10 protein-coding genes and 1 tRNA gene are annotated in these 15,052 nt (G+C 45.0%); all 11 read left to right on the forward strand.

Going from position 1 to position 15,052, the window contains the following annotated elements:
- Positions 1 to 1,477: calcium-binding protein (locus QUB26_RS24235; protein WP_333320036.1), on the forward strand; the 1,477-nt coding region annotated here is incomplete at its 5' end.
- A gap of 383 nt (positions 1,478 to 1,860) precedes the next feature.
- Positions 1,861 to 1,932 (forward strand) — tRNA-Gly (locus tag QUB26_RS24240).
- A 36-nt stretch (positions 1,933 to 1,968) separates the two neighbouring features.
- The gene (gene trhO / locus QUB26_RS24245) at positions 1,969 to 2,934 is read left to right on the forward strand and encodes an oxygen-dependent tRNA uridine(34) hydroxylase TrhO (RefSeq protein WP_445299637.1); all 966 of its coding nucleotides are present in this window, start codon (positions 1,969 to 1,971) and stop codon (positions 2,932 to 2,934) included.
- Between the two features lie 251 nt (positions 2,935 to 3,185).
- A complete protein-coding gene (locus QUB26_RS24250) occupies positions 3,186 to 3,857 on the forward strand; it encodes a glutathione S-transferase (protein ID WP_333320038.1) in 672 nt (223 codons plus the stop codon).
- 202 nt (positions 3,858 to 4,059) lie between these two features.
- On the forward strand, positions 4,060 to 7,401 hold the full coding sequence (gene dpdE / locus QUB26_RS24255; protein ID WP_333320041.1) for a protein DpdE: 3,342 nt from the start codon (positions 4,060 to 4,062) through the stop codon (positions 7,399 to 7,401).
- On the forward strand, positions 7,391 to 7,540 hold the full coding sequence (locus tag QUB26_RS24260) for a hypothetical protein (RefSeq protein WP_333055649.1): 150 nt from the start codon (positions 7,391 to 7,393) through the stop codon (positions 7,538 to 7,540). The genes dpdE and QUB26_RS24260 overlap by 11 nt, the downstream gene beginning before the upstream one ends.
- 352 nt (positions 7,541 to 7,892) lie before the next feature.
- Positions 7,893 to 9,821 carry a response regulator gene (locus tag QUB26_RS24265; RefSeq protein WP_333320043.1) on the forward strand — a complete coding sequence of 643 codons (1,929 nt, stop codon included), beginning with the start codon at positions 7,893 to 7,895 and terminating at the stop codon, positions 9,819 to 9,821.
- Positions 9,822 to 9,967: 146 nt separating this feature from the next.
- Positions 9,968 to 13,402: a PAS domain S-box protein gene (locus QUB26_RS24270; RefSeq protein WP_333245955.1), complete on the forward strand. Its 3,435-nt coding sequence runs from the start codon at positions 9,968 to 9,970 to the stop codon at positions 13,400 to 13,402.
- Between the two features lie 57 nt (positions 13,403 to 13,459).
- On the forward strand, positions 13,460 to 13,840 hold the full coding sequence (locus tag QUB26_RS24275) for a response regulator (RefSeq protein WP_333320045.1): 381 nt from the start codon (positions 13,460 to 13,462) through the stop codon (positions 13,838 to 13,840).
- 116 nt (positions 13,841 to 13,956) lie between these two features.
- The gene (locus QUB26_RS24280; RefSeq protein ID WP_333320047.1) at positions 13,957 to 14,391 is read left to right on the forward strand and encodes a hypothetical protein; all 435 of its coding nucleotides are present in this window, start codon (positions 13,957 to 13,959) and stop codon (positions 14,389 to 14,391) included.
- Positions 14,392 to 14,518: 127 nt separating this feature from the next.
- Entirely contained in the window at positions 14,519 to 14,899 is a 381-nt protein-coding gene (locus QUB26_RS24285; protein WP_333244148.1) for a response regulator, read from the forward strand.
- Positions 14,900 to 15,052 lie beyond the last annotated feature (153 nt).

The raw sequence follows: 15,052 nt of genomic DNA on the forward strand, positions 1-15,052 counted from the left end.
TGACTATCTCAGTGGTGGCGGTAATAGCATTGTAGAAGGCGGTGTTGGCGATGATACGCTCAGTGCTGGATTTGGCAATGGAAATACGCTGCGAGGCGGTGCAGGTAGCGATCGCTATCTCCTGCGGGATAATCAGCAGAGTCAAATTCAAATTCAGGATACAGGTGGCATCGATCGCCTAGACTTTGTTGATTTTAACGGTAATGTCAGTACCAGCCCTACCCTGTCACTGTCGCTGTCATCGGGAAATACAGGCTTGGCCCGCCAAGGCACGAGTTTAGCGATCGACATCAATAAAGACGGTGTAGTCAGGGCTACGGATGACATTGTAATTTCCGACTTCTTCGGTGCATCGGCGACTGTCGAAGGTGTTGGCTTCATCGAAACTGTTGGCAACCTCTCTGGTACGGAGATTCTCACAGCTAATTTACCAGAAGCACCCACCGCGCCAACACCCACCGCGCCCACACCCACCGCGCCGACACCCACCGCGCCCACACCCACGGCGCCGACACCTACTGCGCCCACACCCACCGCGCCAACACCGGTTGCACTCCCACCGCTGCCACCCACACCGACACCCACACCGGTTACGACGCCCACACCGGCTACCGCACCCACACCCGTTTTCACTCCCGCGCAGGCTCAGACGATCGCACTTCCGATCGCACTCACAGTCACAAGCGCCCCCGCAGCGACAGGCTCAGCGTCAGGGAATATCGGCAGCAACAGCAATGACGTGATAATTGCGATCGACGCTAACAGTCCCGTCTACGGCAACCAAGGCAACGACACCTTAATCGGCAATAGCGCAAACAACACCTTCTTCGGAGGCAAAAATGACGATCTCCTATTTGGCGACGACGGCAACGATCTCCTGTTTGGCAACCTTGGGAATGACACCGTGATTGGAGGCGACGGTAACGATACCCAGTTAGGAGGAAAAGGTGACGACTTCTTGTATGGCGGCGACGGTAACGATGCCCTCAGTGGCGATGACGACAACAATACCTTAGCTGGTGAAGATGGAAACGACAGCCTCTACGGCGGTAAAGATAATGATGCTTTGCTGGGCGGTACTGGCAACGATTTCCTCTACGGCAAAGAAGGCAACGACATTCTCAGTGGCGTTGACGGCACTGCTGCTAATCCAGGGCGCGGCGAAATCGATACCCTGATTGGCGCTGAAGGCAATGATACTTTCTTGCTGGGAGATGCCACCAAGTTCTATTACAACGATGGCAACGATACAGGCACTGGCGCAGGCGACTACGCTTTGATTGTCGGTTTCAACCCGACTGAGGATATCCTCCAACTTCAAGGTGCTCCTAGCACTTATCAGTTAGGTGAGTCTCCCCAAGGATTGCCTGCTGGAACCGCTATTTTCAAGAAGACTTCGGGCTCGGATGAATTGATTGCGATCGTCCAATCAGTTTCTTTCCTGGCTATTGACAGCAACTCTTTGCGCTTCGTCTAACGGCAAAGTCTTGAGCCCCCTCGATCGATCGGCGGTTGAAACCGCTTCTTGTCAAACGAAGTCCGTCTCTAAGAGACTAAGAAATTTAAGTTAGATTAAGTCCTGCCTTTGGTGCAGGACTTTTTTTGTGCGGTGGATGGGCGATCGGGCCCACGCAAAATGGACACAGGACTTACGCATGGGGCTCAGAAACCGGGTTTTTTACGAAAATACTTTGTTGAAACCGCTAGATTTGGTAAAAAACCCGGTTTCTTTGGTCGGAGTGCCTAAGTCCTGTTACACTCAAAATCGCCTGATCCAAATCAGAAAATAGGTGTATAATGTTTTATAGTCGTTTTTGAGCGTAATTGCTACAAAGTAAAAACAGCTAAAAAACCCTAAGCGCGGGCGTAATTCAGTGGTAGAATGTCAGCTTCCCATGCTGAACGTCGTGGGTTCGAGTCCCACCGTCCGCTTTGACTGAATTTTCATAGAAGTATGAAAATTAATTAGTGCTATCAATTCAATCTATGCCTTCTTTCTTAACCGCTGCTTTATATAAGTTCGTTGAACTACCTGATTTTGCTGACCTGAAAGCACCGCTAATCGATTGTTGCAACAACAACAACGTCAAAGGCACTATCTTACTCGCCGAAGAAGGCATTAATGGCACTATTGCCGGCTCGTCCGAGGGCGTACACGCAGTGCTGGAATTCTTGCGTAGTGACCCGCGTTTTGCGGATCTCGTGCACAAGGAATCTTTCTCGGAAAAAGCACCTTTTTACCGCCTGAAAATACGCTTGAAGCGCGAAATTGTCACGATGGGAGTACCGGACATTAATCCCCGCCTCATGGCGGGCAAATATGTTAAGCCTGATGAGTGGAATAAGCTGCTTGACGATCCCGATGTTGTCGTGGTTGATGTGCGTAACGATTTCGAGGTATCTATGGGTACTTTTGAAGGCGCTATTAATCCAAAAACAAAAAGCTTTTCCGAGTTACCTGAATGGGTGCTGCGGGAAACTGCTTTACGCAATAAACCCAAGGTGGCAATGTTTTGTACGGGTGGTATTCGCTGCGAGAAATCGACTGCTTTTTTGCGTAGTCAAGGTTTTGAGGAAGTCTATCATCTCGAAGGCGGAATTTTAAAATATTTGGAAACGGTGCCGGAAGCAGAAAGTCGTTGGGAAGGTGAATGTTTTGTCTTTGATGAACGGGTTTCTGTTGGTCAGGACTTAAAGCCGGGTAACTATGAACTTTGTCGCGGTTGTCGTCACCCGATTAGTCAGGAAGATAAGGCTTCTGAATTATTTGTACTTGGTGTGAGTTGTCCTCATTGTCATGACTCAAAAACTGAAACCAAAAAACAAGCCTTATCTGAACGTCAACGTCAGATTGAGCTTGCTAAGCGTCGCAACCAAGTACATATAGGCGCGCGCTACGATGGGAAGGAAAAAGTAGATGAAGCCTGCGACTAATCGTATTAGCGCTAATGTCAAAGAAACCGGGTTTCTGTGAAAAATCTGGTTTGGCGGCGTGAAATCAAGGAAGAAACCCGGTTTCTGACTCAAGTATTAGCGCTAATCTCAAAGAAATGAGCTTTCTCGGAAAAATCTGGTTTGGCGGCGTGAAATCAAGGAAGAAACCCGGTTTCTGACTCTAAAGGCTTCCTTCTTCCTTCTTCCTTCTTCCTTCTTCCTAATGACTAATGACTAATGACTAATGACTAATGACTAATGACTTCTCCTATATGTCAGCAACATACCCGATTTTGTATTCCTTCCGCCGCTGTCCCTATGCTATGCGCGCGCGCTTGGCCTTGATGGTAAGCAATCGGGTGTGTGAGTTGCGGGAAGTTGTTTTGCGAGACAAACCACAAGAGATGTTGGAGGTATCTGCCAAAGGTACAGTACCAATATTGATTGATGTTGACGGGCGCGTACTCGATCAAAGTATCGATATCATGTTGTGGGCATTGAGACAACATGATCCTGAAAAATGGTTGATGCCACAGCAAGGTTCTGTTACAGAAATGCTGGAACTAATTGCTCTATTTGATGAGAGATTTAAATATCATCTTGACCGTTATAAGTACCCTGATCGTTATCCCGGTGTTGATGCCCAAGTACATCGTTATGAAGGTTCTTTATTCCTGGAAAAACTCAATGCACAGTTAAGCACCACTAAATATTTATTTGGTAACAATGTAGCATTGGCTGATATGGCGATCGCACCTTTTGTGCGTCAATTCGCTCATACAGATCAAACTTGGTTCAACGAACAGCCTTGGCCGCCGCTACAAGCTTGGTTAGCAGGGTTTACAGAGTCGGAAATTTATAGCAGTGTGATGCAGAAATATCCGAAATGGGAATCCGGTAATCTAGGCGTTATTTTTCCTTGAGCGTAAGTAGGTATTCTTATTCGCTGCTAGCATATTTATTGAATACCAAAATGTTAGTTATCATGCTAAAATTATTGTTTTCCGAATAGCAGATTGACTTTCATTTGACTAAAAAAGTGAAGCAGGCGAAAATCGCATCTTGCTAAATTTTTTAAGGTGAAAGGATTTACTGTATTCTAGTAAGTATTGTCAGGCTAAAACTATGATTGATGTTGGTTCGTTAGTTCGATCGCCCAGAAACGATTTGGGAGTCGGAAAAGTTGTCGAGGTATCGCGTACCGAGGCGGTAGTTGAATATTTTTGCTCAGTTAAAAACCGCATCCGCAAAACCGTGCCATTAAGTCTACTGCAAGAAGCTAGACTTCAGCGCCAAACCCGCTGCTACCTCTGGAGTACCACTCAGGAAAGATGGATAATTGGGCGAGTTTATGACTGGGATGAAGATAAATTAGAGTACGAAATTGACCTGCCCGACAGCCAAAGTTTGCAAGCTGTTGAAACCGAACTTTACGTTCGCTGCAATATCCCGATCGCCGATCCGATCGACATTTTAGCAGTCAAAGGCCAAGAAACGCCGTATTTTCACGATCGCCGATTGGCCTTCGTTCAATCTGCGATCGAACAGCGGGCCGTCAGCCGCGGCATGACGGGTTTAATTTCTGCTAACATAGACCTCTATCCGCACCAAGTTGAAGTCGTCCGGCGCGTCCTAGAAGACCCAATCGTGCGCTATTTATTAGCCGACGAACCAGGATTGGGAAAAACAGTAGAAGCCGGCACAATTCTCCGCCAATTTCTGCTAGATGAACCCAACGGACGCGCTGTGGTACTGGTTCCGAAATACTTGCTCGAACAGTGGCGGCAGGAGTTGGAAAATAAATTCTATTTGTCTCATTTTGCTGACCGAGTGCAGCTTGCTGCTGTTAGCGACATCAATCAAATTAGCCGCAACGCTAACCTAGATTTTCTGATTGTGGATGAAGCGCATGATGTGGCGGCAATGGCAAATTCGAGCGATCGTACTCAGCAGCAGTCCTTTGAACTTTGTCAGAAACTAGCTCAGAAAAGCAAAAATGTATTGTTATTATCTGCAACGCCAGTTATCGGCCATGAGCAAGATTTTCTAACGATGCTGCACTTGCTAGATCCGACAACTTACCGTCTTGATGACCTGGAAAGCTTCAAAGAACAGGTGCAAAATCGTCAACAAATCGGCCGCGCTTTGCTAGATTTTCGAGAAAATGCCAAGCCTGCTGTCTTGCAAACAAAACTCGCTCAACTTCGCACTATTTTTGCCAAAGATGATTATTTAATCGGATTAGCAACAGAGTTAGAAAGTTGTTTGAAAACTAAAGAAACAGCAGAACAGGCTCGGCTTGTCCGAACTATTCGCACTCACGTTAGAGATACCTACCGCCTGCACCGTCGCATCCTTCGCAACCGCCGCGATGCGGTGGAAGATGTGATTTTCGATCGAGATGCTGTCCCCAAAACAGAGTATGATCTGAATGATGAACAGTGGTCGGAAATTCAAACCGTACTCGATAAATGGCGCACAGTCGCTCCCAAGTCGAGCGAATATCAGAGAATTTTTCTGCTGTTTTTCCGCGCTTCTGGTACTTGGCTGAATGTTTTAGAACGGGTTGTCAAAGCTCGTTTGCAAAAAAAATCGACTCCTGAACTCGATCGCGAATTTGGACAAAATGACACGGCAATTTTGACCAAAACGGAGCTATTTCCCGAAGAAAGGGAAATGCTGGAAACCTTGCTCAATACCCTGGAAAAGCCCCAGGAAGGACTCGATAGACTGAGTTTGTTACGAATCGCGATTCTCCGATTTCTGGCAGTTGCTTTGAAGGTTCCGCGCGAGTATCACAGCAAACCTCGCGATTTACTGTCGAGAATTCAACAGCAAATTAAACGGCCGATTCCGGGCGAACGTTTCCCGAAAATTGTGATTTTTACCAGTTTTACTGCAACTTGTAAAGAGATTGCGGAAAATTTAGCGAAAATCTTTGGTAAAAATGCGATCGCCAGCCATGACACGAGCAAGTCGGCTGATGATGTTGAGGCTAGTCTCAAGCGGTTTAAGACTGAACCCCATTGTTTTATCTTAGTGTGCGATCGATCGGCAGAAGCAGGGGTAAATCTGCAATTGACAGATTGGTTAGTTCACTTCGATTTGCCGTGGTTTCCCAACCAGTTAGAACAAAGACTTGGCAGAGTCGATCGCATTGGCAGCAAAATGGGAGTGCAATTTTGTTTGTTTGCAGGCCCGGATTTGCCGGAGAGTCCCCACGAAGCTTGGTTTCAAGTTTTAAAAGATGGGTTTGATATCTTCAACAAATCTATTGCCAGCCTTCAGTTTTATGCTGAGGAAAAACTTCTCAAACTTGAAGAAAAGTTGTTTGCTGAGGGAGGCAAGGGCTTATCCAGCGAAATTGAAGCGATTAAAACTGAAATCGAGCAAGAGAAAATCAAAATTGATGAACAGTACGTTCTCGATGAAATTGATACTCTTGATGACAGCGCATCTCAGTATTTTGAATCTCTCGATAACTGCGATGCTAAGCATAAAGAAATGCAGCGGGCTACTGAAGGTTGGTTGTGTCAAGCTCTTCACTTCAAACAAATTGAACATCCGAGTGTATCGGGGTTGATGCGCTATAAACCTACTCAAAAAACGTTAATTCCCTCGAAGGATTTGATGACCAGATTGGTTCCTTATTGCCAGCAATATGGCAGTTACAATCGCCGTATTGCTTATCAGAATGCGGATGTTGCTCTTTACCGCATTGGTGAGGGGTTGATCGATGCAATTAGCTCTTATATTCGCTGGGACGATCGCGGTCAAGCTTTTGCCATGTGGCGGCATGATGAAAGTTGGGATGCGGAGCCGGGGAAGGAGTGGTTCGGCTTTCAGTTTAATTATTCAATCCAGACTGATGTGCAGCCGGCTGAGCAAGTTTTGCAAGCACAAAACATCGAAAATTACAACTTGAAAGCTTTGCAGCGCCGCGCTGATGCTCTGTTTCTCCCAATTTTTGAAACTGTGTTTGTAGATGCTCGCAGTGAAGAAATGTCTCTGGTGGAAGATGCGGAACTTCTGGCGATTTTGCAGCGGGCTTATAAGGGGAAAGGCGGGCCGAATCGGGATTACAATTTGTCGAAAAATCGCACGTCGCTGATTGACAGTTTTGTCGATCCGCTAGAATGGGATGATTTTTGTCAAAAGGGACGGGTGGTATCTGAGGAGTTGCTGCGAGGGCGATCGGCTTTTGTGGAAATGTGCGATCGATCTGCTGTCACTGCTGCTATCCAACTCGAAAACCGGGTGAATCAATTGCAATTGCGATTGAATCGACTTTCTAAATCCGAACAACTTTTAGAATCGGTTTTGGCTGATGAAATCAATACCGAAAGTTTGTTGAGTCAAGCGGTTTTAGCTGGTATTCGCCGCCCGCATATAACTCTTGAGTCTGTTGGGTTTATTGTGATTTCTGGGCGTCCTCCTGCTGCTGTAAAGTCGGAGGATGAAGGATAATTTGTTTGGGAGGGCGATCGCTCTTTTTGGGGCGATTCCCTTCGGGATAGCTTCGCTTCACGCTTTTTTTGAACTGCAGATGCAGGCGGATAAACGCGGATGGACGCAGATGAAGGAAGGGGCGATCGGTTTTATCTAATACCAATTTTGTATGAGGCTGCACATATCTCGATCCCCCCTTTGTAGGGGCGGTGCGACCCCTACTCCCCGTGCCCGCCCCTACATAGGGTGGGACAAGATTCTTCTCAAAGTCAACCCCTACTCCCCAACAATCAGGGGGAGTAGGGGGTATGCGAGGGGGATCGAGATATGTGCAACTTCACATTAAATTGGTATAAACTGCAGAAGTGACAGCAATTTTGAGGCGATGGGACTGCAAAAATGGTAAGATAAAAGGAGTAGTAATAAGTAGCAGTTATTTAGTGAAAAGCCACGCTTCGGCCTGACATTAAAGCGCGTCGATCGCATGGCAATTTAACCGCACAGCCAAAATGAAGAAGTCTCCGATAAAAATTCTGCTCGTAGAGGACGATGGAGGGCTGAGTGCAACACTGGCAAATGTGTTGGAAGCAAATCATTACGGCTTTGATCGGGCAAATGACGGACAAGTTGGCCTAGAGTTGGCAGCAGCAATTGAGTACGATCTAATTGTGTTAGACGTGCAGGTTCCCAAACTCGATGGAATTAGTCTATGTCGGCAATTGCGATCGCAAGGCTACTGCAAACCGATCCTGTTAATGACGGCAAAGGATTCAGATGCGGAGGTGGTGGCTCTTTTCGATGCGGGAGCCGATGATTACATCAGCAAGCCTTTTGCTACGGAAGTATTACTGGCAAGAATCCGAACTTTGTTGCGACGCAGTAAAGCACTTTCCCCAGGAGGTTATACTCCGAATTCAGCGGCTAATACATTGACTTGGGGAGAACTTTGTTTAGATTTAGAGTCTGGTAGAGTGACATTTTGCGAAGAAATAATTTCACTGACACCGACAGAATATAATTTGCTGGAATTATTACTGCGGAATCCCGATCGCATCTTTAGTCGCAATGCTATTTTGGATCGTCTGTGGGGATTTGATGACGCACCCACAGATCGCGCCATTATCACTCATATTAAGGATCTCAGAAAGAAACTGAAGGCAGGTGGCTTAACTGAAGAAATCATCGAAACAGTTTATGGCATGGGCTATCGACTGAAACCTTACCCTCAATCTGCGTCGTCTTGTTCAAATAATCCTGGGAGCGATCGCACTCACAAACATCAATCTCGTGGGGTAGATAAGTCTGAGAGCGACCAAGTTTTAGAGCGGTTTCGGGGAAGCTTCAACCAACAAATTTCTGTATTGGAGCAGGCAAAAACTGATTTATTAGCAGGAAAGTTAGAAACTGAATTACAGCAAGTGGCAAAACATGAAGCTCATAAATTGGTCGGTTCTCTGGGGTCTTTTGGTTATCCCGAAGGCTCGAAATTTGCACGCTATGCAGAAAATTTGCTCATAAACGATCGCTCTTTGACTGCTGAGGAAATTACTCGCTTCTCGGAATTGGTGACAGGATTACAGCAGGAATTAGCCAAAACACCTATTAGATCAACGGCTGTACCAGTTTCTAATATTGCAATTTTTAACTATCGGGTTTTGGTAGTTGATGATGATGCTGCATTAACGGAGCGATTGAAAGTAGAATCCGAAGCTTGGGGATTTCGGATGAAAATTGCGCCGAATATTACTGCAGCCCGATCGCATCTTGCTCTGTCAATGCCCGATGTGATGTTACTAGATTTAAGTTTTGCAGAGACAGAGGAAGATGGATTGACGCTACTGCGAGAACTGACCGAGCGATCGCCTAACCTGCCTATAATTGTCTTTACCGGACGAGATAGTCTTCCCGATCGCTTAGCTGTATCGCGCTTAGGTGCTAAGCAATTTCTCCACAAACCTGCAACCACCGAGCAAATTTTTCGAGCAATTTCCCGTGTTTTACCCAGTCCCAAAACTTCTGAAGCCAAAGTCTTAATCGTAGATGATGACCCTGTGATCCTGGTTACATTATCAGCGTTACTGACTCCTTGGGGAATTGAGGTGACAACCCTCAAAGAACCACAGCAATTTTGGGATGTGTTAATTAGCACAGAGCCCGATTTAATAGTGCTGGATCTAGAAATGCCGATCGTCACCGGCTTAGAATTGTGTCAAGTCGTTCGACAAGATATCCAATGGGAAAATTTACCGATTTTGGTGGTGACAGCCCATACCGAGCCAGAATCTCTGCAACAAGCCTTTGCAGCGGGAGCCGATGATTTTATTACCAAGCCGGTACTAGGGCCTGAATTAGTCACGCGGGTACTCAGCCGAATCAGGCGCAGTCGTCCTTTACTTAAACCGAGAAATATAGGACTTACGCATAGCCTGAATATATAGTGTTTTGTAGGGGCAAACCCCCCGTGGTTGCCCCCATACCTGGGGTGATTGCGTAAGTCCTCAAATACTTAAATAGAACTTACGCACGAGGGCTAAAAACCCAGTTTCTGCCTCAATCTAAAAAATTTAATTAATTAAGTAGATCGATGATAGAACATACTGATGAAAATTATGGGAAAGGGCAAGAACAGCCACAGCAAATCCTGGCTAAAACAGCACTTTCTCTCTCCGAATCCCTCAAACTAGAAGATATTCTCAACACTACGGTAACGGATCTCAGAAACATTCTGCAATGCGATCGCGTAATTATCTTCCAATTTGCTCCCGACTGGAGCCCAAAAGTGGTCGTAGAGTCAGTTGGTTCAGAATGGACACCAATCTTATCCACTCAGATACAGGAGCCTTGCTTGGTTGAAAGCTATATCGAATCCTTCAAACAAGGCTTATTCACATCTAAATCAGATATTTATACTGCCGGAATTGATACTTGTCACCCGGACTTCCTGGCCAATTTTCAAGTTAGAGCTAACCTGGTTATTCCTATCCTTAAGGGAGAAGAACTTTGGGGATTATTGATTGCCCATCACTGTGCAGCACCTCGCGAATGGCAAGCATCAGAAATTGAACTCATGGGACAGCTAGCAACTCAAGCTGGAATTGCCATTCAGCAAGCTGATTTATTTGAGCAAGTACAAACGGAAGTGAGAGAGCGCCAACAAGCAGAAATTGCTCTACAACAACTCCATACTGAACTCGAACAACGAGTCATAGAACGGACGGCAGAACTCACTGAAGTCAACCATAGCTGCCAACAATATATCAATCAAGTTGAAGACCTCTATAATAATGCTCCCTGTGGCTATCATTCCCTAGATGCTGCAGGAACAATAATTATGATTAATGATACGGAACTGAAGTGGTTAGGCTATACCAGCGATGAAATTGTATACAAAACTAAATATGTTGATTTAATGACACTTGAAAGTAAAAATATTTTTCATCAAAACTTTCCCTTATTTAAAAAACAAGGCTGGATCGAGAATGTAGAGTTTCAGATGTTGAAGAAAAACGGAACACCCATGTGGTTCAACTTAAATGCTACAGCAATTTATGATGAAGCAGGTAACTTCATGATGAGTCGTTCTAGCGTATTTGATATCACCGATCGCAAACGGACTGAAGAAGCATTCCGCCAATATGAACGCATCGTCTTCAATACAACAGATGGGATTGTGTTGATGGATCGCAACTATATTTATCAAATAGTCAATCAAGCTTATTTGACTTGGTGCAACAAATCTGAAAGCGAAGTTATCGGAAATTATGTTAGGAATATCCTGGATGCTGACGTGTTCGATAATATGATAAAACCTCGGTTAGACAGATGTTTGAGTGGCGAAACAATTCAGTATGAAAACTGGTTTACTTCTCCCAATTTAGTCAGGCAATTTTTGAGCGTTACTTATACACCTTTACGTGATACAGGCGAAAATATTGTAGGGATAATCGTTATTCTGCGCGATCTGACTAAACTTAAACAAGCCGAACAAATGCTGGAGCTTCAGGCTGTCATTACCCGCAACATGGCGGAAGGAATTTGTTTAGTAAGAACAGATAATGCAGTTATTGTCTATGCCAATCCTAAATTTGAGCAGATGTTTGGCTATGACTCTGGCGAACTCAACGGTCACCACGTTTCGATTCTCAACTATGCCACCGAATCGGTCAGCCCTGAAGATGTAAATCAAGCCATTCGATCTGCTGTTTTACAAAGGGGTGAATTTAGTTATGAAGTTCAGAATGTCAAGAAAGATGGGACTCCATTTTGGTGTAGTGCCACTTGCTCTGCATTCAATCATTCCGAGTATGGCGATGTTCTGGTGGCCGTTCATCAAGATATCACAGTAGCGAAGCACCTCGAAGAAGTTCGACAAGAGGCGGAAGCAGCCTTACTACAGAAATCCCGAAAGGAAAATTTGCTCTGGAGGATTACTCAAGGGATTCGCCAATCTTTGGATCTGAATGCGGTTCTAAATACTGCTGTTACTGAAATCAGGCAGACATTACAAACCGATCGCACTGCCATTTACCGCTTTAATCCTGATTGGAGTGGTGATTTTGTTGTGGAGTCAGTTGGTGAGGATTGGGTACAACTGATAGGAAGCGATCTTCAAAAAAATTGTGCAGATACCTATCTGCAAGAAACTCACGGCGGTCGATTCCGAAATAATGAAAGTTTTGTGGTTAATAATATTTACTGCGCTGAAATTCAACCATGTCATATCGAGCTAGTGGAACAATTGCAAGCAAAAAGTTATGCAGTTTTTCCGATATTTTTGAGAGAAAATCTCTGGGGTTTGTTAGCTATTTACCAAAATACGGCACCTCGTCAATGGCAATCGTGGGAAATAGAATTACTTGAACAGATTGCCAGCCAATTGTCGATCGCCATCCAGCAATCCAAACTCTACCGACAACTTCAGGTCGAACTGCAAGAACGTCAGCAAGCCGAAGCCACGATCCGAGAAGCCGAACGACGCTGGCGATCGCTCTTGGATAACGTGCAGTTGATTGTTGTCGGACTTGATATAGAGGCAAATGTCAATTATGTCAATCCTTTCTTCTTAAAAATTACGGGATATACTAACCTAGAAGTTATCGGAAAAAATTGGTTTGAAAACTTCTTACCCGGTTCTCTTCAAGAATCAGTTAAAATTGTTTTTTCGGAAGTTTTAGCCCATAAATTTCATCCTTATTATCAAAATTTTATCTTGACCAAATCTGGTGAAGAACGGTTCATTGCTTGGAACAATACCATGCTGCAAGATTCAGAGGGAAACATCATTGGAACTATCAGCATTGGGGAAGATATTACCGAACGACAAAAGCTCGAACACATTAAAAATGAGTTCATTGGCATTGTCAGCCATGAACTTCGCACTCCTTTGACAGGAATTCAAATGTCCTTGGGACTAATAAAAAGTGGGGTTTATGATAAAAAGCCGGAAAAATCTAGACGCATGATTGAAATCGCCCTCCTCGATACCAATCGTTTAGTGAACCTGGTTAATGATATTTTAGATTTGGAGCGCCTAGACTCCGGGCGGGCAATTGTGGAAAAAACCGTTTGCAAAGCTGCCGATTTGATGCAGCAAGCGGTAGATAGCACTCAGGCGATCGCTACTCAACAGCAGATATCATTAATCGTTACCCCCACGGATGCAGAAGTCTGGGCAACAGGAGATGCGATCGTCCAAACCTTAACAAATTTGCTCAGTAATGCGATTAAATTCTCACCTGCCGATTCCACAATTCATCTGAGTGCCGAAAACCAGACAGACTTTGTGCTGTTCCAAGTTAGCGATCGCGGGCGAGGCATTCCGGCAGATAAACTAGAACTCATTTTTGGGCGATTTCAGCAAGTCGATGCCTCTGACTCCCGTGAAAAAGGAGGCACCGGTTTAGGTTTAGCAATCTGTCGCAGTATAGTGGAGCGGCATGGTGGCAAAATCTGGGCCGAAAGTATCTTAGGTGAAGGCAGCACATTTTGCTTCACCCTACCCTTAGCCACAGTTGAATAACGCTTAGATTCATCTGTAGCATCCATCCCAAATCCAAAATCTGCAATCCCAAATCCGATGACACACAGACAAATTCTAGTTGTTGACGATGAAGAACACCTTCGGGAACTTGTGCAAGCCTGCTTAGAAGATTTAGGCGGATGGAAAACAGTGGGGGCAGCATCGGGAGAGGAATGTTTACAAATACTGCAAACAGAACAACCCAATGCTATTTTGCTGGATGTATCTATGCCGGGAATGGATGGGTTTGCTGTGTACGAGATTCTCCAATCCGATCCGATTACTCGATCGATTCCAGTGATTCTGCTGACAGCGAAAGTTTTGCCCAGCGATCGGGCTAAATTTGCCCAAATGGCGGTAGCTGGGGTAATTGCCAAACCCATCCAACCCATCACTTTGACGGAAGAAGTAGCAGAGATTTTGGGATGGAATGAATAAATTTTACCAGTTTTGTAAATTTTTGTAACAAGAACGGAATCTTTACCAATTCCTTACCGTTGCTATTTAGTCTCCTGTTATTCAGCTAACAGTTCTTTGCATTAGGAGGAGACTCGATGAATGCTTTTCAGGTTTTGAATGATATAAATCAGGATCTCGCAGATTCATTTTCCGGTTTGCCCACTGCTTGTCAGCAATCCACACTTGGGATTGCTCATACAGAGGAAACACCGATCGCAGGCATTAAAGTTCAAGAAAAGGATGCGACACTTATCGTTAAAGTTCACATCTCTGACATTCATCTTGTCAAATTGAATCTCCAAATCACTCCAGAAACTGTTTTAATCCAAGGTCAACCTACCGAATCGGCTGTAGTAGAAGGTTATTTCCTTCCTAGTGGATTTCAAAGTCTCATTCCGTTGCCCCACCGCGTACATCCTGAAATCTATGCGACTGAAATAGACCAGGATGGTTTAATACTTCAGATTGCTAAAGAGTTGAGAGTTGAGCAATCCGAAGTTCGGATTCAACTCTCAAATACACATCTTTGAGCGATTGCTTAAAGATGGGTATTTGACACCCAATTGACAACCGAAAGATTGATTTTTAATCAACCCAAATAAAATGAACACTTTGCAATTAGCTAATTATGATGGCAGTCTCCTGCCCGAAAACAAGATGAAAGGGAAGCAAATTCTCATCGTTGACGACCAAGAACACCTCCGCGAACTGATACAGTTGTGCCTGGAAGACCTCGCGGGATGGAACACGCTGGTGGCCGAATCAGGACAAGAATGTTTACAAATCCTACAAACAGAACGACCTAATGCTATTTTGCTGGATATATCAATGCCTGGAATGGATGGGTTTGCTGTGTACGAGATCCTCCAATCCGATCCGATTACTCGATCGATTCCAGTGATTCTGCTGACAGCAAGAGTTATGTCAAGCGATATGGCTGAATTTGCCAAAATGGACGTTGCTGGGGTAATTCGCAAACCATTTGAAGTCACCACCCTGCCGGGAAAAGTGGCAGAGATTTTGGGATGGCATGATTGAAACTCCCTGGTGTGGCAGATGCAGGATTTTTAAGAGTTTACCTCTAAATTCATAGAGTTGCTGCTTCAATCGATAGTTTAAAGGTGAAATTCCATCGCACAGGCGTAACGCCCGTGCCACAATGGAGGCGGATGAATAAAAAGGCTTTCGCAC

The organism is Microcoleus sp. B4-C1 (assembly GCF_036705285.1).
In the GTDB taxonomy this organism is placed as follows: domain Bacteria; phylum Cyanobacteriota; class Cyanobacteriia; order Cyanobacteriales; family Microcoleaceae; genus Microcoleus.